The organism is Fibrella musci (assembly GCF_041321105.1).
GTDB classification, from domain to species: domain Bacteria; phylum Bacteroidota; class Bacteroidia; order Cytophagales; family Spirosomataceae; genus Fibrella; species Fibrella musci.
The window spans coordinates 339,085-360,729 of record NZ_JBGGWD010000007.1 but is presented as its reverse complement, the minus strand read 5'-3'; the positions used below and the strand labels follow the sequence as shown (position 1 = coordinate 360,729).

General features: G+C 55.9%; 16 protein-coding genes. 7 read left to right on the top strand and 9 right to left on the bottom strand.

Annotation, left to right across the window (positions count from 1 at the left end; translation table 11 throughout):
• The first annotated feature begins 2 nt into the window (after nucleotides 1-2).
• From ACAW74_RS23510 to ACAW74_RS23485, 5 genes are all read left to right on the top strand, one after another.
• Nucleotides 3-4,391: a DUF6531 domain-containing protein gene (locus ACAW74_RS23510; RefSeq protein ID WP_370700695.1), complete on the top strand. Its 4,389-nt coding sequence runs from the start codon at nucleotides 3-5 to the stop codon at nucleotides 4,389-4,391.
• 17 nt (nucleotides 4,392-4,408) lie between these two features.
• The gene (locus ACAW74_RS23505; RefSeq protein ID WP_370700694.1) at nucleotides 4,409-5,041 is read left to right on the top strand and encodes a DUF8309 domain-containing protein; all 633 of its coding nucleotides are present in this window, start codon (nucleotides 4,409-4,411) and stop codon (nucleotides 5,039-5,041) included.
• 132 nt (nucleotides 5,042-5,173) lie between these two features.
• Nucleotides 5,174-5,464, top strand: coding sequence for an RHS repeat domain-containing protein (locus tag ACAW74_RS23500; RefSeq protein ID WP_370700693.1), 291 nt, complete (start codon nucleotides 5,174-5,176; stop codon nucleotides 5,462-5,464).
• A 453-nt stretch (nucleotides 5,465-5,917) separates the two neighbouring features.
• Nucleotides 5,918-6,421, top strand: coding sequence for a hypothetical protein (locus tag ACAW74_RS23495; protein WP_370700692.1), 504 nt, complete (start codon nucleotides 5,918-5,920; stop codon nucleotides 6,419-6,421).
• 522 nt (nucleotides 6,422-6,943) lie between these two features.
• The gene (locus ACAW74_RS23485; protein ID WP_370700691.1) at nucleotides 6,944-9,046 is read left to right on the top strand and encodes an alpha-1,4-glucan--maltose-1-phosphate maltosyltransferase; all 2,103 of its coding nucleotides are present in this window, start codon (nucleotides 6,944-6,946) and stop codon (nucleotides 9,044-9,046) included.
• A gap of 99 nt (nucleotides 9,047-9,145) precedes the next feature.
• On the opposite strand, the gene ACAW74_RS23480 is transcribed toward ACAW74_RS23485, so the two are convergent.
• The 3 genes from ACAW74_RS23480 to ACAW74_RS23470 form a co-directional block, all read right to left on the bottom strand.
• The gene (locus ACAW74_RS23480; RefSeq protein WP_370700690.1) at nucleotides 9,146-11,269 is read right to left on the bottom strand and encodes a VWA domain-containing protein; all 2,124 of its coding nucleotides are present in this window, start codon (nucleotides 11,267-11,269) and stop codon (nucleotides 9,146-9,148) included.
• A 140-nt stretch (nucleotides 11,270-11,409) separates the two neighbouring features.
• Nucleotides 11,410-12,156, bottom strand: a complete 747-nt coding sequence (gene fabG, locus ACAW74_RS23475; protein ID WP_370700689.1) for a 3-oxoacyl-[acyl-carrier-protein] reductase — start codon at nucleotides 12,154-12,156, stop codon at nucleotides 11,410-11,412.
• A gap of 139 nt (nucleotides 12,157-12,295) precedes the next feature.
• Entirely contained in the window at nucleotides 12,296-12,757 is a 462-nt protein-coding gene (locus ACAW74_RS23470) for a hypothetical protein (RefSeq protein WP_370700687.1), read from the bottom strand.
• Nucleotides 12,758-12,983: 226 nt separating this feature from the next.
• Between ACAW74_RS23470 and ACAW74_RS23465 the strand changes: the two genes are divergently transcribed.
• A complete protein-coding gene (locus ACAW74_RS23465) occupies nucleotides 12,984-14,840 on the top strand; it encodes a carboxypeptidase-like regulatory domain-containing protein (RefSeq protein WP_370700686.1) in 1,857 nt (618 codons plus the stop codon).
• Between the two features lie 97 nt (nucleotides 14,841-14,937).
• Here the strand turns inward: ACAW74_RS23465 and ACAW74_RS23460 are convergent, their stop codons facing one another.
• A complete protein-coding gene (locus tag ACAW74_RS23460; RefSeq protein ID WP_370700685.1) occupies nucleotides 14,938-15,702 on the bottom strand; it encodes an NIPSNAP family protein in 765 nt (254 codons plus the stop codon).
• 326 nt (nucleotides 15,703-16,028) lie between these two features.
• Between ACAW74_RS23460 and ACAW74_RS23455 the strand changes: the two genes are divergently transcribed.
• Entirely contained in the window at nucleotides 16,029-16,997 is a 969-nt protein-coding gene (locus ACAW74_RS23455) for an alpha-E domain-containing protein (RefSeq protein WP_370700684.1), read from the top strand.
• A 45-nt stretch (nucleotides 16,998-17,042) separates the two neighbouring features.
• Here the strand turns inward: ACAW74_RS23455 and ACAW74_RS23450 are convergent, their stop codons facing one another.
• The 5 genes from ACAW74_RS23450 to ACAW74_RS23430 all read right to left on the bottom strand — a co-directional run bounded on the left by ACAW74_RS23450 (nucleotide 17,043) and on the right by ACAW74_RS23430 (nucleotide 21,616).
• Nucleotides 17,043-17,762: a Dph6-related ATP pyrophosphatase gene (locus tag ACAW74_RS23450; RefSeq protein WP_370700683.1), complete on the bottom strand. Its 720-nt coding sequence runs from the start codon at nucleotides 17,760-17,762 to the stop codon at nucleotides 17,043-17,045.
• Between the two features lie 38 nt (nucleotides 17,763-17,800).
• Nucleotides 17,801-17,953, bottom strand: a complete 153-nt coding sequence (locus tag ACAW74_RS23445; RefSeq protein WP_370700682.1) for a hotdog domain-containing protein — start codon at nucleotides 17,951-17,953, stop codon at nucleotides 17,801-17,803.
• 33 nt (nucleotides 17,954-17,986) lie between these two features.
• Nucleotides 17,987-18,484, bottom strand: a complete 498-nt coding sequence (locus ACAW74_RS23440) for a PAS domain-containing protein (protein ID WP_370700681.1) — start codon at nucleotides 18,482-18,484, stop codon at nucleotides 17,987-17,989.
• Between the two features lie 61 nt (nucleotides 18,485-18,545).
• Complete coding sequence (locus tag ACAW74_RS23435) at nucleotides 18,546-19,664, bottom strand: DUF5074 domain-containing protein (RefSeq protein ID WP_370700680.1); 1,119 nt, start codon at nucleotides 19,662-19,664, stop codon at nucleotides 18,546-18,548.
• Nucleotides 19,661-21,616, bottom strand: coding sequence for a TonB-dependent receptor plug domain-containing protein (locus ACAW74_RS23430; RefSeq protein WP_370700679.1), 1,956 nt, complete (start codon nucleotides 21,614-21,616; stop codon nucleotides 19,661-19,663). Before ACAW74_RS23430 ends, ACAW74_RS23435 begins: the two co-directional genes overlap by 4 nt.
• Nucleotides 21,617-21,645 lie beyond the last annotated feature (29 nt).

Here is a 21,645-nt window from a genome sequence, read left to right as displayed (position 1 = left end):
CCATGTCTGAGAAGAAATACGTCCCCGACGGCACCTTCACGACCTGCGACAAAGGAGCAGGCTTTAGTACGCTGGGGGTACTGCCGACGAGTTCGCAACTCTATGGCAAGCTACTTGCCAACGAGAACGATAAGATTACGGCGGTCAATATCAGGCCGATGGGGCTCTGCTCCATCACTAAAGTGGTATGTGTGCCTGCTCCATTAATGTGGATGTCGGTAAAGAACAACGTGCAGCGCGACGGAGGGCGTCTGTTGCAGGAAGATTCAACCATTCAGTGCACGATCGGTGGCAAAATCAGCCTGTCGTTCATCATGCCTGCCGGAGGGACGGACGAGAACGAAGAACTTGGCTTCTGGGACAAACTGGGGCAGCAATACAACGATATCACGGGTAATATTGAAAAATGGAATGAAGAAAATCTAGGCCCTCTAGGCAGTTACCTGAACTTCCAGATGGGGGTGGCTGAAGGCTTCGTAAAAGGAGCGGTGGGGTTGGTGGAAGGTGTATGGGGGCTCGCCAAATTTGCCGGTCGCATGGCTACCGACCCTGTGGGGACAACGGTAAGCACGGCCAAGGCAGCCTGGCAGGCGGGCGGTGCTGCCATTGACTGGGCCAGTAAAGGCGAAAACTGGCAAAATCTCGGCCACAGCATTGCCAATGCGTCGCCTCGGGATTGGGGCAATGTGGTGGGGCAGGTAGGGTTTGAAATCGCCGCTACAGCCGCTACAGGCGGCGCAGCGCAGGCAGCGCGGGCAGGTCGATTGGGCGCCGCGGCCGTGCGGGGTATGGAAATGGCCGATAAACTAGGTGATGCCGCTAAGCTGAGCCGGTTGGCAAGCGGGGCAAGTCGTGTCGCAAGTAAAGTAGCCCCCAGAGTGTTGGGAGCCGTAACCGATGGCGCGAAGGCAGTGGGGCGGGCAGGGCGGCAGGCGTTGGATAAATTACCGCAGCCCGTCAAGTGTGCGCTTCGATTGGAACCCGTTGATATGGGGTCGGGCACGATGCTGTCTATGCTTACCGACGTGTCTTTGCCGGGGCCAATCCCGTTTGAGTGGCAACGTACCTGGTATTCGCGCTCCGATTACAACGGACCTATGGGGTATGGCTGGCACCATCGGTACGATCTGGCGCTGCGCCTGGAAAGTGAAAGCGATGTGGCTGTGCTACGGATGGCCGATGGTCGCCAGACTGACTTTGCCCCGCCCGTACTGGCCGGCGAACCCGTTTTCGACCGCAGTAACCGCCTGAGCCTCTACCGGCCCGCAGAGGCCCAACAGCCGTGGCGGGTCTGGCACCACGACGAGCGCGTCTGGTATGTGTTCGACGTACCCCGCCCCGACGGCCCCATGCAGCCGTTGCAGCGTATTGAAAACCGGACGGGGCAGGCCATCCAGTTCAGTTACACGGTGGCGGGCCATCTGGCCCGGATTCTCGATTCGGCAGGGCGAGAACTTACCCTCGACACCGACGCCCGTGGTCGCATTACGGCCCTATACGGACCCGACCCCGAGCAGCCCTCGGAGCGTATGCTGCTGATGGCCTACAGCTACGATGCGGAAGGCAACATGGCGACCTACACCAATGCTGAGGGGTACCAATCGGTGATGCACTATAAGGGGCACCTGATGGTCAAGAAAACGAGCCCCAGTGGCTTATCGTTCTATTGGGAATATGACGGCCCTGATCATCTCGCCCGTTGTATTCACAGCTGGGGCGACGGTGGCCTGCATGAGGGCTGGCTTAGTTATCCCGATGAAGAAACAACCATCCTGACCACTCGTGATGGTAAAACGACGTTTACGCACTACCGAGGTCTTGTCACCGACGAAGTCGACCCGCTGGGGCGGCACAAGCAGTGGCTTTATAACGGATTCGATGAACTGGAAGTTGAACGCGACGGGGCCGGTAACGCCACCACCTACGATTATGACCGGTGGGGGAACCTGACTGCGTTGCAACATGCCGACGGCGCCACCGAAGCCTGGCAGTATGATCCCGAAACCGGCGAACGGCTGCTGGCGTCGACCAATGCCCGCGGTGGTAGCTATACGTACCTGTACGATGAAGCGGGCAATTTGTCGGCGCGCACCGACCCCATGAGCCATGCTACCCGTTACCAGTACGACGGGCAGGGGCGGCTTACCAGCCTGACCAATGCGCTGGGCCAGACCACGCACCTACGCTACGACGCCCAGAGCAACCTCACGCACATTATAGCCCCTGACCAAACCATTCGCTCACGTACCTACGATGCGCTGGGGCGACTGGTTATCCTCACCGACGAGGCGGGCTATCAGCAGCAACGTACCTACGACCGGCTAGGGCAGTTGATCACAGTGGTTGAGCCTGATGGAAGCCGCCAGACGATGGCCTACGACAGCATGGGCAATGTGGTACAGGCCACGGGTGGGGGGCAGGCCGTCAGTTTTACGTATGTGGGACTGAGCCAGTTGGCATCACGTCAGCAGGGCGGCACGCGTATTGACTTCAGCTATGACCTTGATGAACGGCTTACGGGGCTACGCAATGAGAAAGGCGAGCAGTACCGTTTTGTGCTGGATCGGGTCGGGCAGGTAGTCGAAGAAATTGGCTTCGATGGGCTTACCCGCCATTACCAACGCGACGCGGCGGGGCGGGTGGCGCAGGTACGTCGCCCCGATGGCCGCACCACCGCCTACGCCTACGATGGCGTGGGGCGGGTGACGGGTGTGCGCTATGAAGAGGGACCCGACTCACCGGGCCTGGTGCAGACCTACCGCTACGACGGTATGGGTGCCCTGCTGGAAGCCCGCACCGGCAACAGCCGCGTGGTGCTCGAACGCGATGCGCTGGGCCGGGTGGTGGCTGAAGTGCAGGATGGCGAGCGTATCGAAAGTATCTACGACGCGCTGGGCCAACGTACCCACCTGACCTCCTCGCTGGGTGCCGACCTACACGTTGACTACGATGCGCTGGGGCAAATCAGGCAGTTGAGCAGTCGGGCGGGTCAGCAGGCCCCGCCCTGGCAGGTTGGCTTTTCCTACGACAGCCGGGGGCTGGAAGTACACCGGCAGCTCAGTGGCACTTCTCTGCGCTGGCAGTACGATGCACTGGGCCGGCCCACCGAGCAGGGCATCACGCTGGGCCGGGGTGGCGTTCAACGCCAGCGCCGCTACCACTGGCAGGGCTTCGACCAACTGGCCCGCATCGAGGACTCCCTGCTGGGAGCCACCACCTTCGGCTACAACGATCAGGGCTACCTCACTCAGGCCCGCTATGCCGATGGCGGCCACGACATCCGGCAGGCCGACGCGGTGGGCAACCTGTTTGGCACCACCAGCCAGCAGGACCGTCACTACGGAGCGGGTGGGCGGCTGCTGGCTGGTGCTGACGGCACGCGCTACCGCTATGACGGGGAGGGTAACCTCATCGAGAAGCAACTGCCCAACCGGCAGGGGAGCTGGCACTACCGCTGGGACAGTGCCGGTCAGCTCATTAGCATCAAGCGGCCCGATGGCTACACGGTGCAATGCCAGTATGACGCCTTGGGTCGACGGACCCACAAGTTGTTTCGGGGCAAGCTCACCCGCTGGGTATGGGACGGCGACGTGCCGCTGCACGAGTGGAGCCACTACACCCTCGATGGCCAGCCCACCAGCCCCGATGAACTGATTACGTGGCTGTTTGAGGATGGCAGCTTCGCCCCGCTGGCGCGGCTGACGCCCCAAGTACGTTATAGCGTGGTAACTGACCACCTGGGTACGCCTCTGGAGCTGGTCGATGAGGGGGGCAGTGTGGTGTGGGGGGCGCAGTTGGACAGCTACGGGCGGGTACGGCAAGGCACAGGCAAGGCCAGTCTATGCCCGTTTCGGTATCAGGGGCAGTACGAGGATGCAGAGACGGGGCTGTATTACAATCGCTTCAGATACTACTCGCCCCAGGAGGGAATGTACATTTCGCAGGATCCTATCGGGTTAGCTAGTGGAGAAGCTAATCTCTACGCCTACGCTTCAGATTCCAATCAGTTCATTGATCCCTACGGACTTAGCACTGGTGCCGGTTATGATCATGTAACTTACAGAGGTATAAAAAATGGAAAGCCTTATACAGGCTATGCTAGTGCACCAAGTACTCTAAATCTAACCGCCGAACAAATTGTTAGTCGAAGATACAGTGGTAATTTTGACGCATTTGGTGGTGTCGCACCTACGCCAGTCTATCATGGAAAGGGCATTAATGGTAAAAGAACAGCTCGCGGATTAGAACAGCATTATTTCGAAGAAGATGTGGCAAAGTATGGACGAAGCCGTGTTGCTAATAAGCAAAATCCGGTTGGTCCCAACAATGTGAATCGAAATAATTATCTCAACGCTAAGAATAAACATTTAGGCATCAATGGATGTCCATAATTATAACACCTGTATTGATGACACGCATTATTTGGAAAGAAGGTAAAGTAATTAGTATCCGTACTCGTGGAGAGAATTATGTTCTCGCTCAGATGGGTATTGAGCCATACCTAATCATCTTTAAATTGTTTAGTAAAGATGATAAGTGGGTAAAAATACGCCTTGATAGTAAATACGTTTTATTTAGCCATCCTGTTACTAGGCAGTTTTTAAAAAAATCTACTATCAACGAACAAAAACATATTGACCCACTGAAAGATTTTAAATTGCCAACTCGTTGGATTAAAGAAGATATGAGTAGCAGGAGTGTTGTCATCTGGCCTGGAACAGCAAACCAGATAGAGTTGATCTTGTTTGGAGAACATGGTGCTTCTCTGATCGAGTATGATGCTAACAAGCCAGGGTTTCAGGAGGAAAAAATAGTAATGAAGACAATTAGCCTTGACGATGTGGAATCTATAGAATCGCATGAGTTACGAAATATATCTATATACCCAGAGTTTAACGAGCGATTGTATTTATGTAGTCAATTTGGTGAAAATGTCGATCCGTATAAAGATCTACTTTTTGGTAGAGATTTACCATTGGATTATAAAAAGTATTTTCAGATTATATCTGGTACAGTACCACTTAGTGAACTAGGTTATTGATTGACTTTAGCTAACCTGTATAACAATTGGTAGTTTAGATATCACGGCAGTGCCGATGAGCTGATCACTTGGCTGTTCGAGGCCGACAGCTTCGCCCCGCTGGCGCGGCTGACGCCCCAAGTACGTTATAGCTTGGTAACTGACCACCTGGGTACGCCCCTGGAGCTGGTCGATGAGGGGGGCGGTGTGGTGTGGGGGGCGCAGTTGGACAGCTATGGGCGTATCCGGCAAGGCACCGGTAAGGCCAGTCTATGCCCGTTTCGGTATCAGGGGCAGTACGAGGATGTAGAGGCAGGGTGTACTATAACCGATTCCGCTACTATGCCCCCAGGAGGGGATGTACATCTCTCAGGATCCGATCAGATTGATGGGAGACAAATCTACCTTGTATGGATATGTAGGCGACATCAACGTAGAAATTGATGAACTGGGACTGCAAGGTGGGGGATAATACTTCTGGACAAGAAAAGCGAACGTAGGAGGTGAAACCAATCACGTGCCGGCTTGGAACTCGATAGAGAGAGCAAAGCAGATAAATCCTAATCTGCCAAATACGCCAACTCATGGCTCTACACCACATGGACACTCCCGACCATAGACGTATGACCAGTACAGGGAGCTCAAGGGCAGCTCGCAGGTGGCGACATCAGCAAGCAGACTTGATCGCAAGAAATAAATTTGGTAAGGCAATGGAGATGGATATTCGAGAAATTCGCCGCCGATATGGTAATACTTATAATACTCATGTTCGTGAAATGCTTGATTATGCACATAACCAGAATCTAATAACAGGAGCCGAGCGAAATCAGCTTGCCAGGAAACTTTGCCGAGGATAACAAAGAATATAATAATATATCACAACTAACAAACGGTCCTATGGATTTTGTCATTGAGCCTTATAAAGGCGCCCTGCCACTGGTATTTGGAATGAATCGCGAAGAAGTAAGTTCACTGTTTCCTCTGATTGAGAAGAGCAATATTGAAACGTTCGGCCCATCTCAAGTGAATCTTGGTAATGATATTTTTTTGAATTTCGAGAATGGTAAGCTTTCTGAGATAGAATTCTTTACAGCGAAGAATAACTATGATACAGGTGAAATAAGCGAACTGACTCCTGATTTAAATCTAACCCTGTACATCAACGGACAGCAGATGAATATCCTTCAATCTGACAATACGTTAGATTTACTTAATCAGATTGATAGGCCTATGTATGCAGAGGGCGTTTGGATATACCCGGCTATAGGCGCTACATTCTATGGGTATGACCGTTCTCAAGACTATCGTAGCCTTTGCTTATTCGACAAAACATTACTCTCATTTTACATGGATGGGGCGGAGGAAGGACCAATATCAACAGATCTTAGAGAAATTGACTGAATAAGCAGTAACGATTGTTGTTAATAAAATACGATGAATAGGCAGTTATTACACGCGTTATTGCTACGATGGGAAGGGTAACCTCATCGAGAAGCAACTGCCCAACCGGCAAGGGGCTTGGCACTACCGCTGGGACAGCGCCGGTCAGCTCATTAGCATCAAGCGGCCTGATAGCTACACCGTGCAGTGCCAGTATGATGCGCTGGGCCGATGCACCTATAAGCTGTTTCGGGATAAGTTGACTATTGGGCTTTTAGGCAACTCCAGCATTCTTAGCATCGCAATGAGTTTAGCGGCAAGCTCCGAACTCCATCGTGACGCCGATGAGCCGGGAGACAGATTGCCTGATCCAGTTGCGGCTGGGTGGAGAGCGGCTTCAGGGCATGACTTGTTCTGTATTGATTTACGGCAAACTTACTTTGCGAGCGATCAGGCTCAGCTCGTTGAGTTTTTCCGCCCGTGCATAGATTCATTGACAGGGGGTTATTTTTGTCGATTGACAAACCGACGCATAACGTACCTATGAAGAAGCAAACGGCTGCCAAAGCCTCTGCCAAATCGGCTACTAAACCTTCCCCCTCGACGCTTGCGCATATTGACCCCACGCTGGCCGACATAGCTGGTCAACAGCGCGTTCGGATTGAACGGGTGTCACCTGAGATCGCGGCGGGCTATGACCGGCCCGGTCGCTATCCCATCAAAGCTATCATTGGCGATATCATTCCGGTTGAAGCTGACATTGTAACGGATGGACACGACCTGTTGGCAGCGCGTCTGCTTTATCGCCATGCTGATGAGAAAACGTGGCAGGAAGCGCCTATGACGTTGCTCGTCAACGACCGTTGGTCGGGTTCGTTTACGGTCGAAAAGCTGGGGCGCTACCACTACACCATCGAAGCGTGGGTTGACCACATCGCCTCATGGCAGCACGAAATCGAGTTGAAAGTAAAGGATGGACAACGAATCAGCAGTGAGTTGAAAGCCGGTGCTGTTCTGGTCGACGGGATGGCTCAGCGGGCGGCTGGTGGGCCTAACGCCAACGCACACGATGCGGCCGAATTGCTCCGTGCGGCGGCGTTGTTCCGCGAAGGGGCCGATCACGTAGCCGATGCCGAGCCTGGCGATCCATATGCACGTGCCGTTGCGTTGGCCGAGAGCGACCATTTTTTACAGTGGGCGCAAACGTACCCAGAGCGGCAGCATCCGGCTCGCTACGCCGATCTGCCTAATGGCGTGAGCGTGGAGGTCGATCGGGCGGCGGCTGGCTTCAGCACCTGGTATTGTCTGTTCCCGCGTTCAGCAAGCCGGGAGGCAGGCGTCCATGGTACGTTCCGGGATGTAGAAGCCTTGTTGCCGCGCATTGCCGGTATGGGTTTCGATGTGCTGTACCTGCCGCCAATCCACCCCATTGGCACGGCCCATCGGAAAGGGAAAAACAACTCGGTAACCTGCCAGCCCGGTGAGCCCGGTGTACCCTACGGGATTGGTTCGGCTGAGGGGGGGCATGATGCGATTCATCCCGAATTGGGTACGGTCGATGATTTCAAGCATCTCATCACCGAAGCAAAGAACTACGGGATGGAAATTGCGATGGATCTGGCCATTCAATGCTCGCCCGATCACCCCTGGGCAACGGAGCATCCCGAATGGTTCAAGAAACGCCCTGATGGTACGATACAGTACGCCGAAAATCCGCCTAAAAAGTATCAGGACATTTACCCCGTCTACTTTGAAACGGAAGACTGGAAAGCACTTTGGGAAGAGCTGAAGCGGGTGCTGCTGGTCTGGGCTGAGTGGGGCGTCAAGATCGTGCGCGTTGATAATCCGCACACCAAGCCGTTTGGCTTTTGGGAGTGGGTGATTGCCGAGGTGAAGAAACACCACCCCGATATGCTGTTTCTGTCGGAAGCCTTTACGAAGCCTAAGGTGATGCAGCAACTGGCCAAAGTGGGTTTTGCCCATTCGTACACGTACTACACCTGGCGCAATACCAAAGCGGAGCTGCAACAGTACATGACCGAACTGACAGCCGGTGAAATGCAGCACTATTTCCGCCCGAATTTCTGGCCGACTACGCACGATATCAACCCGTACATCTTGCAGTCAGGCCACGAGCCGCAGTTTCTGATCCGGTATTTCCTGGCCGCAACGCTGTCGAGCAATTACGGTATCTACGGCCCCTCGTTTGAGTTGATGGAGCACGTACCTGTACCCAACAAAGAAGAGTACCTGAACTCGGAAAAATACGAAATCCGGCTGTGGGACTGGGATCGGACTAATAAGCTAACGTACCTGATTGGCCTGACCAACCGGCTACGGCGTACCAACGCAGCCCTGCAACGAACCAATAACCTGACGTTCTGCACCATCAATGACGACTTCCTGTTGGCGTACCTGAAAGTGACGGGCGACAACCGCCTGCTGACGGTCGTGAACATGGATGCCTATAACCGGCGCAGCGGTATGGTACAGGTGCCAATCTGGCAACTCGGCATCGCCCCCGACCAGCCTTATACGGTACACGATCTGCTTACCGACAATCGTTACACCTGGCAGGGTGAGTGGAATTTCGTTGAGCTCGACCCGTACATCCTGCCGATGCACCTGTTCCGGATTGAACTGTAAATAGTTTGAGGTTTGGTGTTTAAGGTTTAACGTTAGCTGGCGCCTTGGTAAGCTTGCGCCAGCCAACGTTAAACCTTAAACACCAAACCTCAAACCTTTTCAGTATCCCCCGTTATACTTCCGAATGGCCCATTCGGTGCCGGCTAGCGCCAGAATGAGGAAAAAGAGCCAGCGCCAGTTGATCAGCTCGTTGAGCGACTCGGTGCTGCTGAGGCGGGCGGGCGTGTCGCGGCTCGTGATGGCCTGCGCTACAGCACCCGCGTTGGCGCCCTGGTAAAATTGGCCACCCGTTTGGCCCGCCAGTTGCCGCAACATGGCGTGGTCAGCGGTGGTGTTGAGTGCCTCTAGTTGAACCGTTCGGACAATAAACTGTCCCGATGATTGCTCGGCCCGGTTGTTCAGCGTGGCCGTTGCCCGATAGCGATAAACCCCTTCGGGCAGGCGGCTGACGTCAAACCGGCTGCTGGCTTCGGTCGGCGTGAAGGTATAGGTCCGGGTAATGTCGCGCTCGTCGATCACTTCCAGCTTCACCGGTACGTCGTAGAGCCGTTCATAGATGTCGTTGTAAAGCTCTGTTTCGAACGAGACGGTTTCACCCGCCGTAAACTCATTTCGGATGGGGTAAACGCGCAGTTTGCGCCGATCTTCTTTCACCGAAATCAACTGCAACACCTTCTGCATCAGCTCGTCGATTACGTCTTGCTTGTCTGTTAGGGCGTATTCTTCGAGTCGCCATTGCCAGATGCCCTCACCCATCAACACGGCTGTTTTGCGAGCCCCCGTGGTATTCAGGGCGAGCAGGGGCTTGGCCGTTTTCACCGTCCCGATCTGTTGCCACAAGACCGTTTCGCTGCCGGGCTGAAGCTTGTACTCGCCGTAGGGCGACGTAAGCGGGGGCAGTTTATCGAGCAGCTCGAGCCGGGCCGGATCGAGGTTGAGTTGCTTAAAATTTGTATTGAAAAAAGCCGTCGCTTTGTCGGTTTGGTTGGGCGTTCCCTGAATGCTGACGACCGGATTCAGTGGATTCAACCCGGCGGTTGAGGTTTGCGTACCGATCACGAACAAAGTCGGCGTGTTTTTCGCGAGCAGCTTCGTCAGGGCCGCATTGCCCAGATTACTCAGGTCGGGCAACTGATGCAAAATCAGCAGATCATACGCCTTGTCGATCGGAATGCTCGTGCCCTCGGCCGTGGAGAGCGTACGCACGTCGACTTCGTAATTCTGATTTTTTTCGAGAATCGCCCGCAACGCCTTCAGGTCAGGGTGGGGGGCCAGGCCCAGTAGCAGCACTTTTTCGCGCCCGTCGATCACCTCGATATATACATCCTGCCGGTTGTTGGCCGTGCTGAATTCGCCCGCCTGCGGCAGCACCTCGACGGTCAGGCGTTGAACGCCTTTCTGGGTAGCCGATGTCTGAAAGGAAACCTGGGCAAAGCTGCTTGCCTGATCGAAGCGAACCGTTTGCCGACCCACTTCGCGCGTACCCTGCCGCAGCACAACCGTCGCGCTACGCCCCTGAAAGCCATTGCTGACCACATCGGCCTGCACCGGAAAGGCATTGTTGAGGTAAGCCACGCGGTTGGCGACGATGCCTTTCAGCGCCACGTCTTTCTTCGGAATGGTGTCGCCCAGCCCAACCGTCTGTACGGCGAAGGGATAGTTGCCAAAGGTGGGCGAAACACCCTGATTGGCGATCCCGTCGGAGACCAGAATAACGTCGGTCAGGTTGCGGCCTTCGTAGTCGGAGCGGATGCGCGACAGCATCCCCGACAGATCGGTTGTGCGCTGCCGAAAGGGCGTTTGGCTGAGGTCGTCGGGCGCAGTCGTATCGGAAAGGGTACGCACGGCCACGTCGAAACCCTTGTCGACCAACTGTTGCCGCGCCGATTGCAAAAACGTAAGGGTCTGATTCAACGCCGGTCTACCTGCGGCGGCTACCGATTCAGAATTGTCGATAGCCAGTACCACCGTGGGTTTTTCCCGGAAGGTCTGTGTGCTTCGGATCAGCGGGTTCAGCAAAAGGAACGCCAGCAGGGATACCACCACAAAACGCAGGATAGCCAGCCCCCACGTGAGCGTCCGGCTCCAGCCAGTTACAGGTACGTTGCTGCCTGCCGTTGTACCTGCCCGCTGCCAGGGTTGATAAAGCGCAGCGGCATAAATCACACCCGCCAGCAAACAGGCAAGAATCCAGACCGGCGACGTTTGAAAGATCAGGTTCATTCGTTACTGTATAATGCACAATGAACGATGTGCAATGACCGATGTTTTTTTGTTAACGTACCTAGCTGTTGTCAGCCCATTATGCATTGTACATCGCTCATTGTCCATTATACATTGTTCATTGTGCATTATACACTGTATTAGGTCAACATCCCGCCGTCTACTTGCAGCACCTGACCGGTGATGTAGCGGGAGAGGTCAGACGCCAGGAACAGGCAGGCATCGGCCACTTCGTCGGGTTGACCCCCACGTTTCAGCGGAATGCTTTGTTTCCATTCCTCAATCGATTTCTCGTTCAGTTCGCCCGTCATTTCGGTCTCGATAAAGCCCGGTGCGATGGCGTTTGAACGGATATTGCGCGAGCCCAATTCAAGCGCCACCGACTTGGTGAAGCCGATGATACCCGCTTTTGAGGCGGCGTAGTTAGCTTGCCCGGCGTTGCCCCGCAGACCAACCACCGACGTCAGGTTGATGATCGAACCGGCTTTGGCTTTCATCATGGGCCGAATGGCGGCTTTCGTCAGGTTGAAGACTGACTTGAGGTTAACCGTCAAGACCTCGTCCCACTGCTGCTCTGACATCCGCATCAGCAGCCCGTCGCGGGTGATACCGGCGTTGTTGATGAGCACGTCGAGGGTGCCAAAATCAGCCAGGACCTGCGTAACGAGATTATCGGCGGCTTTGAAATCAGACGCATCGGAGCGGTATCCTTTGGCTTTGATACCAAAAGCGGCGAGTTCGGCCTCGAGGGCTTGCCCTTTTTCAACGCTCGACAAATAGGTAAAGGCCACGTTGGCCCCTTCCTGCGCAAACCGGAGGGCAATAGCCCGCCCGATTCCGCGTGACGCACCCGTGATGAGGGCGACTTTTCCGGCAACTAAATTCATGAAATAGACTAATTGTATCGGCGGCTTTCCAACGCTTCCGTACGATCGGTGGTCATGTAACCATTCTGACTGACAACGTACCTGATCACGAAGCGCGATGACCGTTGAGCCAAAAATACAGTTTCGTCGCCGAAACGGATTACTTTTTCGTACCGGTTACCGTAGTTGTTTTCTTCAGGCCCGAATCTTCCGACACGCCGGTGTAGATAAACTCGCTATTCGTGGTGATCTGTCCCGTGGCCGAGTACTGCCCCGTGAAGGTGGTGCCGTTCAAAATGATAGCCTCCGTTTTCTTATCGACGACGGTAAAGTTGTTGCCACTCAGTTCAGCCGTCACACGTTCTTTAGTACCCGGAAAGTCAAAGTCGATGTAGAGCTGCGAAGCCTGCTGCGTGTTTTTGCTGACGGTCACGGTGCCACTGTTGCTTTCTGGATTCAATTCTTTACCGGCAAACGTGATACGGATATTGTAGCCAACAGCGTAAGCGCCAACCATGCGGTCGCGTGGGTCAACAGGGGTGATAACGTCGCCACCGCCCGATTTTTTGCAGGAAGCAAACAGACCGGCGCAGACGAAAAGAAGGAGTGCAAAGCGTTTCATGGAATTTGTGTCTATGGGTAATGAATCGGTGTCAAAAACCGTGCCTTTTGGCAACAGCTCTTTGTTGACAAGGTATCGAATCCGGCAGGCGTGAACAGGTACGTGTCTGGAACAGCAACCGTGTAGGATACCTACTTGCCAGTAATCGATAGTCACACACTAAACGAAGAAACCCGCCCAATTGAGATTAATCTGTGCATAACTCTTTCCTAAACTGATCGTACCGATGAATAAACTGCTTCTTTCTGTCCTGCTATTGCTGTTGACCGGATCGGTTATGGCCCAGCAACGCACCATTCGGGGACGCGTGATCGACGCTGCCGATCGAACCCCGCTGCCCGGCGTGATCATCGCACTGAAAGGCGAAGCGTTTGGCACTACGACCGACTCTAAAGGTCAGTTCAGGCTAACGATCCCGCTAGCGAGTAAAACGCTGCTGGCGAGCTACATTGGGTACGTTACCCAGCCGATCGACGTTCCGGCCACGACCGATTCTGTGCTGATTCGGCTGGTTGCCGACGGCAAAAGCCTCGACGAAGTGGTGGTGATGGGCTACGGGACCGCCGCGAAACGGGAGGCTATGGGCTCGGTAGCGACCGTTCCGGGTAGCCGAAGCCGAACGGCCTCTGCGCCCAGACGCGCTCATTATTCAACCGCGTCTGTTACCCCAAGCAGCAGTGTGTATAGTGCAACGAGCGCCGACCGCGAAGCCGGGCAACTGACGGCGGGCGAAATTCATGATTACAGCAAATGGACATTGTGGGGCGACATTGCCCAGAAGGAACTGCGCGACTACCGGACGCTATGGCGCGTGGCTCCCGCCGAACGGTATTCGGTGCAGGTGGTGTCGGCCAATGGTTTCCCGCTGATCGACGTACCCGTGCGGCTTTTCGACAACCAACGGCAACTGATCTGGGAAACCCGTACCGACAATACGGGCCGGAGCGAACTCTGGGCCAACCTGTTTCAGTCGGCCGACTCCACAGCGACGAATCGGGTTAAGGGCAAGGTGAGTGCCGAAGTGGTGGTGGCCGGAAAAACGTACACGCTGAACCGGCTCCAACTGTTTGGCAAAGGGGATAACACGCTCACCGTGGATCAGCCGTGTGGAGGAGCGGCCCAGACCGTCGACGTAGCGTTTGTGGTGGATGCTACCGGCTCGATGGGCGACGAGATTTCGTACCTCAAAGCCGAGCTGACTGACGTGATCAACCGCGCTAAACAGGCCGCGCCCAACAGCACCATCCGGCTCGGTAGTGTCTTCTACCGCGACCGCGCCGAGGAGTACCTGACCCGCCACGACGACTTCACCACGCAGCCCGATTCGGCTGTGGCATTCATCAAAGAACAGGAAGCCGGCGGGGGAGGCGATTACCCCGAAGCCGTCGATACGGCGCTTGCCGTTGCGCTCACGAAGCTATCGTGGAGCCCTGCTGCCAAAACCCGCCTGCTGTTTCTGGTACTCGACGCCCCTCCGCACGACGATGCGGCCTCGATTGCTTCGTTGCAACGGTCAGTAGCCAAAGCAGCGGCGATGGGCATCCGACTCATTCCGCTGGCGGCCAGTGGCATCGACAAAAGCACCGAATATCTGTTGCGCTCGATGGCGCTCGGCACCAACGGCACCTACGTGTTCCTGACCGACGATAGCGGCATTGGAAATCCGCACATTAAGCCCACCACCGACCAGTATACCGTCGAAAAACTGAACGCGCTGTTGGTGCGGCTCATTACCAAATTTACTCAGACGCCCGACTGCCAGCCGCCAACCGTCGCCAACGTACCCACGGCATCTCCACAGGTACGTTACACCGAGCAGGGCCAACCGGTCGACAGCACGGCCGCCCCGGCCCCGACGTTCCGGTACTTCCCCAACCCCACGCGCGATTATCTGACGATCGAAAACGCGGCGGCGATCGATGAACTGTTTGTCATGGACATCACGGGGAAGGTGCTGATGCGCGAAACCCCCAACCGACCCGTCGCCCGCCTCGATATGCAGGCGTACCCAACCGGCACGTACCTGTTCCGTTTCAACGCCACCCAACGCTGGCAAGCCGGACGGTTTATCCTGCACCGTTGATAATGCACAATTTATAATGTACAATGCACAATGGGCTGGCGCAGGAATACTATCGCGCCAGCCCATTGTGCATTGTACATTATAAATCGTGCATTCTTTACTGTATCGGCGAGTAGTCGGTGGGTTTAAGGTAGAGCGACTCGACTTTGGTCGTCAGGGAGCCGTTCACCTCCGAGTCTGCTTTGACTTTGACCCAGCGTTTGTCTTTGCGGAATTCGTCGAAATGCTGCTTGCCCTCGGCTTCGCTGGGGTGCGCCAGAATGTACATCAGCTTGGGCTGTTCGTCGGTTTTGGTTTCGGTCAGCCAGTAGGCGATGTTTTCCATATCGTGCTTACGGAACAGCTTCCGGGTGTGGTTACGAAACCGCGCCAGCAGGTTGGGCAGTTTGTCGGGCGAGGCGGTGTAGGTACGTAGCTCGAACGTACGCGGCGTTTTGGCCTGATGCGGTTCAATCTTGGGCGACAGATCCGATTCCATCATGAAAATCGACTCTACACGCTGCACCAGATTGCCGTTTGCCTCGGTTTTGGCCACGACAGCCTTCCATTCGGGATCGCTGCCAAAGGCTTTCCACGATGAGTCGCGGGCGGCGCGGCTGGGGTAGGCCAAAATGTAAATCAACTCTTCTTTGGCGGGGTCGGTGGGCACCCAGTAGCCTATGTTCTGCATGCCGTGTTTCTCGAAAATCTTCGTGGTATACTGCCGAAACCGGTCGACGATGGCGTCGTATTTACCGGGCATCGGGTAGTAGATCCGCATTTCGTAATAGCGCGATGGGGCAGGGGCGGTTTTGGGTGGGGTAGCAAAGGCCGACAGAACGCCAGCGAACAGGCAGTACGTGAGGAGGTAAGCGGTTTTCATGGGACGATGAACGATAGTAAAGCTGATGAATTCGCCGGGGCTGGGAGACCAGCCTTAATGAGCCGGTGCCAGGGGCGAATACCAAGGAATAAAGGGAATAGTCGGTTTGTCTACCGGTTTACAGCGACGGAAAGTGATAAACTCAGATTGACCAGAACAGCCAGTAGCAACAACCTGTAGAAACCCGGATAGCCAACCGAGACGAGGCCGGGCACAAACCGTTTCTGGCATGGAAAGCGACTTACCAGACAGGGCGTTGAAAAATTGGGTATACTTGTCAGGTTAGCCACTATTTTTGACGAATACACCTGAACGACACCCACTTTATGCTGAGCCGCGTTGCCAACTCGATTTACTGGATGAATCGCTACATCGAACGGGCCGAAAATTACGCCCGATTCATGAGCGTCAATTTCAACCTCGCCCTCGACCTGCCGCCCAACGTACCGCCGCAGTGGGAGCCGCTGCTGATCGCGACGGCAGATAATTATGGGTTCTACGAGCATTACAAAGAGGCCACGCGCGAAAACGTCATCGAGTACATGACGTTCGACAAACGCAATCCGAATTCGATCGTGACGAGCCTCAATTACGCCCGCGAAAATGCCCGCACCGTGCGCGAGACGATCTCAAAGGAAATGTGGGAAAACCTGAATCAGCTTTACCATAAGGTGCAGAATTCGGCCGGTAACCATACCGACTGGAGCCTGGCACGTACCCAGTCATTTTTTACCGACATCAGCCACGGCGCGCAACTCTTCTACGGTATCATCGACGCGACCATCACCCGCAACGAGGCCTGGCATTTTGCCCGCGTGGGGCGTTTCACCGAACGCGCCGACAAGACTACCCGCTTTCTGGACGTGAAATATTTCACGCTGCTGACCCCCGCCGGGGGAGCCGCCTCGTCGACGCTCGATCTGGTGATCTGGACCGCGGTGTTGAAATCGGTGTCGGCCTACAACATGTTCCGGCAGCAGTACCGTAACCTCAGCCCGGCCAATATTGTCGAGTTCTTGATTCTCGACAAACTGTTTCCGCGTTCGGTGGCGCACTGCATTCGGCAGGCCGAGCTGTCGCTCTACGAAATATCGGGGGTGCCGGTGTCGCAGGGCTTCAGCAACGGGGCCGAGCGGGCCATCAGCAAGTTGCGCAGCGATCTGGAGTTCACGATCGTCGACGACATATTCAAAGCGGGCCTGCACCAGTTTCTCGATCATTTCCAGACCGAAACCAACGTCATCGGCGATGCGATCTACAAAACCTATTTCGACCGAAAATCCGTAGAAGCTTAACCAAAAAGGGCGATGCTGACAGGCATCGCCCTTTTTGGTTACTGGCTATCCCGCCAGGTCGCAGAAGTAGTAAGTCGTTGTTCGATTGATGCCGTCGGCGTCGGTGAAGGTGTAGGTACGTTCGATCGGCTCGCCGGGCCGGACGGCGATGGGTGAGGTGAAGTAGGGCGCGTCGAACACAAAGGTGTGAAACTCACCGTTTTCACCGCAGGGGTCGACGCCCGCTGGCAAGTCGGCCACAAACTGCCGGTCGAGCACGCGCCCGCAAAACGAGCGGTCGAGCACCTGCCCGTTGACGGCGACCACAATGGTCTGGAAACCGGCCGCCCAAAACTCGTCGAGCAGGGCCATGGAGTCGGCCTGCCAGAGCGGAAACACGCCCGACAAACCGACCGGACTCAGTTGGGTTTCGCGCCAGGTACGTAGGTCTTCCAGAAAAATATCGCCAAAGGCGGCGTGCGTGACTCCGTCGGCTACGAACGGGCGCAACGTATCGGCCATCTGCTGAGCGTAGTCCGTCATCGACGTGGTTTCGGGCAGGGCCAACGTGTGGAGGGGAAGCCCGATCCGGTCGGCCTGCGCCTGAATAAGTTCTTGCCGGACGCCATGCATCGACACGCGGCCATACGCGCCATTCATGGTGGTCAGCAAGGCCGTGACCGCATGCCGCCCCTCTTGCTGAAGGCGATGCAGCGCCAGGGCCGAGTCTTTACCTCCCGACCAGTTCAGTAAGGTTTTAAATGGGGGTTGGACGGCGGTTGTCATTGACGGCAACAAAAGTGAATGAACCATGAATAGACCGCTCACGACTGGCCTGATACATCTTCGACGAAAATAGACACGGTGATTTTTAGGCTGGTACGACCAATTTGCTCTATCCGACTGATCAGCTCGACCAGCGTACCGGCTGGTATCGGCATGGTGAAATTAAGGGAGTCGGACGAAATCGTTACCATGCGTTTCCGCCTCCTGAATGCGTTGGGCCATTGTCATGATGAAGCGGGTGAACTGATTTCATATTCGATGGCAAAAAAATGCGTGCATTGGCCCGTCGCGTTCAGCAAGGGCTGGATATCGATCTGGCACCAGTAGGTCGACCGGTTTTTGCGGTAGTTCAGCAGGCACGCCGTGACGGCTTCCGCGCGAGCCAGTTTTTCACGTACCAGTTGCCGGGTGCTTAGACTGGTTTTCGCCCCCTGCAACAACGACGCTTTCTGTCCCAGCACCTCCGCAAACGGGTAGCCCGTCAACTGGCTGAACCGATGGCTGACCCAGATAATGCGGGCCGATCGGTCGGTGACGACGAGGGTAGCGTTGTTGGTCAATAACGGATGCAGATTGGTGTTGAATTGCCAGTCATGCTGTTTTTTTAACCCTTCGAAAGCCTGTAAATCGGTGGCCATATGCTGCCGTTTTGCGAGCAGCGGATTGGCGATGTCCCAGCAGAGCAATGGGACAGGGTGCGACAGCGACGAAGAATCTTTCATGACAAGCCAGGCAGGGGTAACAAAAAGGCCATCGGCATAAAACCGATGGCCGTGAAAGCAATTACTTGACGTAAAAGGCCGTAGGGGCAATTTCAACCCGTACGGAATCGATCAACTGACCTGTTGCCTGATAGCGATATACGTACCCAGCCTGCTTGTAGCTAGGGGTGACACCCGCATAGACCACGTTTGCTTTTGTATCGAAGCCCAAGCCCGTCAGGCCTGTGAAGGTGCGGTTGACAACCGGGGTCGTCGGGGTAATAGTAGCGTCGGTGATGCTAAAGCGATAGACCTGCCCCACCGGGTTGAAGTTCGCGTCGTATGATGTGTACTTATAATACATCGACCGGCGATCAGCGCTGGCGACCAAGCCACTGGGTGAGCTGGCACTGGCGTTAGCACCGTTCGTGACCCCAACGGGAATCGTAGCTTCGATAGCTTTAGTGGCTGGGTCAATGCGTACTACGTTTTTCCCCTGCGTTCCCCACAGTTTGCCGTTGGCATCTACCACCAACGGGCTAATCGAGCCCGTCACGGCGATGCTGGTTTTTACCGCATCCGTCTGCGTGTCGATCACCTGGATGATGCGTTCGCCGCCCTGGCCTGTAACGTACGCTTCGTTGCCTACGACCGTTACGCCCTCAGCCCCTTTTTGCAGCGTAATCCGCTTCGTGACGGTGTTCGTCGTCAAATCAACAACGGCGATATAACCCGGATTGACGTAGAAAGGCGATGAGCCGGTTGTTCCCCAGCAGGTAACATACACTTTCGTGTCGCTGACCCGAGCGGCAGCGCGTGGGTTTTCGATGTCGGGTGCGGCCAGCGTTTTCACCGAACGCAACGAATCGGCCGATACGATTTCCACTTTATCCAGGCCAGCCGCCATGTTATCGACCAGAATCAGCCCCCGGTTGCCAGCTTCTACGTACCCGGAGACACCGCCTGTGAGGGGCCGGCCGTTACGTACCTGAAACAGGTTAGTCTGAGCCGTGCTGCCTGTGCGTGGTAGCCACGACAGCGTACCGTTGTTATCAGAGAAATTACCCGCGTTCAGAATAAAAACGCCATCGGTATAGAGGCTGGTGGCGGGTTGGGGGTCGGTGTTGCGGTTACAGGCCAGCAGCAGCGATGTCAGCGTGGCGGCGCTCAACAGGCGCGCCGAAAAAGAAGTCAGTTTCATTGTGTTGGGGAATTGGTGTCTACCAGCAGCACGAGCGTGAGGGCTACCGTGCGACCCGGCATGACGTTACGTTTGACATTCAGGTAAAATTCGTTGAAGAGGTTATCGACCTGTACGGTAGCCTGCCCGCGGTAATGGCCCAGGCGCACGCCCGTCTGCGCCAGAAAATTGACCAGCGTGTAAGGCGGCAGGTAGCTGCTGTTATCGAACGTGTTCGGGCGGCGATCGACGCCCTGCCAGGTCAGCGTAAACCGGTGCGGCCCACGCTGGACGAAGGCCGTTGCCGAAGCCGTATGCAGGGGCAGATAGATGAGTTGCTTGCCGATCACATCACCAGCATAGGGGTCATACACCGCCAGCTGACTCGACCGGGTATAGGCATATTGGCCGAAACCACCCAGCCGCCAGACCCCCGCCGTGGTGGCCAGTTGCAGTTGGGCTTCCAGCCCCCGCGCCAGTACTTCCTGTAGGTTCTCGACCCGGTAACCCCGGCTCGGGTTCCAGTAAGTCCAATCGTACATATGGTTACGGAAGGCGCTAAGGCTGAGCGAACTGCTGAAGCTACCGGCGGTACGGCCCAGCGTGAGGCCCACATCCTGCGTAAAACCACGTTCAGGCCGAATGTTGGGGTTGCCCAGATCGCGCCAGTATCGTTCGTTCAGCGTGGGAACACGGTAGCTACGCGCTACATTGGCTCGTCCGTCGAGTCGCCAGCCGCGCCGGTCCAGCAGCCGGTATTCCAATCCAGCCGACGGGGTAAAAGGTGGGTCGAAGCGGGTGACGAAAGCCTGTCGTAGGTTGATGGCCGTTACCAGGCGCGCCACTGGCTGATACCGGATCAGGGCATAGAGGTCAGACCGGTATTCGTGCAACGTACCCGACACGTACCCATCCACCTGCGCCTCGTACCGGACGCCTTCAGCCCCCAGCCGGATCGAAAGGTGCTGATGACCCCAGGTCTGATCGAGTTCGTGCTCGGCTCGTAGCAGCAACCGATCGGTGCGCGACCGGCTAGGATTGGTCTCGAAGGAAGCCCCCCGCCCGTAATCAAGCAGATCGCGGATGTAACCCAGCCGGAGCAGCGTGTGCCCCGACAGGAGCCGGCCTGCTTTAGCTTCCCCGAATTCGTAGTTGACCAGCGCCCGGTAGGCACCGCTTTGGGTGGTTTCGCGCCCAACCGGGTCGGCGGGTGAAACAGTTAGTTTAGTATCGGTAAACCACAGGTTCATCGACCACTGCCGGTTTCGGTTGTCGCGCAGGAAGATGTCCTGAATCAACCCCCGCTGACTCGTTTGTGACGGCTCGACTGAATAGCCGTTTCGTTCGGTATAGGCGGGTTTATAGGCCAGGAAGCCATTGTATAGGTGCGTTTTGCCGCTTAGCTGCCAGCCGTTGGCCCATCGGTTGGCGTAACGCGCCCCGGCCTGTGTCTGGTAGCTACCCCAGGCGCTTTGCCGGTGTCCCAGGCTCGCCGTCAGGCCGCGTTGCTGCCAGGCCGGCGTGGTATTTAGCAGGATACTCCCACCCACGGCATCGGATCCGACGCAGGAAGCCGCCGACCCATATTGGATGCTGAGTTGATCGAACCCCGCTACAGGGATGGTCGAAAAATCGGTTTGCCCGAGGCTGGGTACGTTAATGTTGATACCGTTCCAGAGCACTGCCGTGTGGTTGGCCGACGTACCCCGCAGTCCGACCGTGGTGAGCTGCCCCGGCCCGTAGTTCTTGAACTGCACCGGCGCTTGCAGGGCGAGCAGTTCCGCCAGCGACTGATACCGGTAGGCATCGACCAGGGCCGAATCGGCCCGCTGCACTTTCAGCCCGGCCATGAAACGCTCGGGGGCCACACCCCGCACCATCACGGGCCGAAGTTGCCGTACCGATGCCGTATCCTGAGCCGTAGCAGCCAGCGAAACGACCAACCACACCCAGGTGGTTAACCAGCGAAACATAAGCGTTACAACAGAACGGTTGGCCCCTC

Bases quoted from the DNA above. Each gene is read 5' to 3' on its own strand.
- fabG (WP_370700689.1), bottom strand. From the start codon at position 12,156: ATGAATTTAGTTGCCGGAAAAGTCGCCCTCATCACGGGTGCGTCACGC.
- ACAW74_RS23430 (WP_370700679.1), bottom strand. From the start codon at position 21,616: ATGTTTCGCTGGTTAACCACCTGGGTGTGGTTGGTCGTTTCGCTGGCT.
- ACAW74_RS23480 (WP_370700690.1), bottom strand. From the start codon at position 11,269: ATGAACCTGATCTTTCAAACGTCGCCGGTCTGGATTCTTGCCTGTTTG.
- ACAW74_RS23435 (WP_370700680.1), bottom strand. From the start codon at position 19,664: ATGAAACTGACTTCTTTTTCGGCGCGCCTGTTGAGCGCCGCCACGCTG.
- ACAW74_RS23485 (WP_370700691.1), top strand. From the start codon at position 6,944: ATGAAGAAGCAAACGGCTGCCAAAGCCTCTGCCAAATCGGCTACTAAA.
- ACAW74_RS23440 (WP_370700681.1), bottom strand. From the start codon at position 18,484: ATGAAAGATTCTTCGTCGCTGTCGCACCCTGTCCCATTGCTCTGCTGG.
- ACAW74_RS23460 (WP_370700685.1), bottom strand. From the start codon at position 15,702: ATGAAAACCGCTTACCTCCTCACGTACTGCCTGTTCGCTGGCGTTCTG.
- ACAW74_RS23510 (WP_370700695.1), top strand. From the start codon at position 3: ATGTCTGAGAAGAAATACGTCCCCGACGGCACCTTCACGACCTGCGAC.
- ACAW74_RS23470 (WP_370700687.1), bottom strand. From the start codon at position 12,757: ATGAAACGCTTTGCACTCCTTCTTTTCGTCTGCGCCGGTCTGTTTGCT.
- ACAW74_RS23455 (WP_370700684.1), top strand. From the start codon at position 16,029: ATGCTGAGCCGCGTTGCCAACTCGATTTACTGGATGAATCGCTACATC.
- ACAW74_RS23465 (WP_370700686.1), top strand. From the start codon at position 12,984: ATGAATAAACTGCTTCTTTCTGTCCTGCTATTGCTGTTGACCGGATCG.
- ACAW74_RS23505 (WP_370700694.1), top strand. From the start codon at position 4,409: ATGACACGCATTATTTGGAAAGAAGGTAAAGTAATTAGTATCCGTACT.
- ACAW74_RS23450 (WP_370700683.1), bottom strand. From the start codon at position 17,762: ATGACAACCGCCGTCCAACCCCCATTTAAAACCTTACTGAACTGGTCG.
- ACAW74_RS23495 (WP_370700692.1), top strand. From the start codon at position 5,918: ATGGATTTTGTCATTGAGCCTTATAAAGGCGCCCTGCCACTGGTATTT.
- ACAW74_RS23445 (WP_370700682.1), bottom strand. From the start codon at position 17,953: ATGGTAACGATTTCGTCCGACTCCCTTAATTTCACCATGCCGATACCA.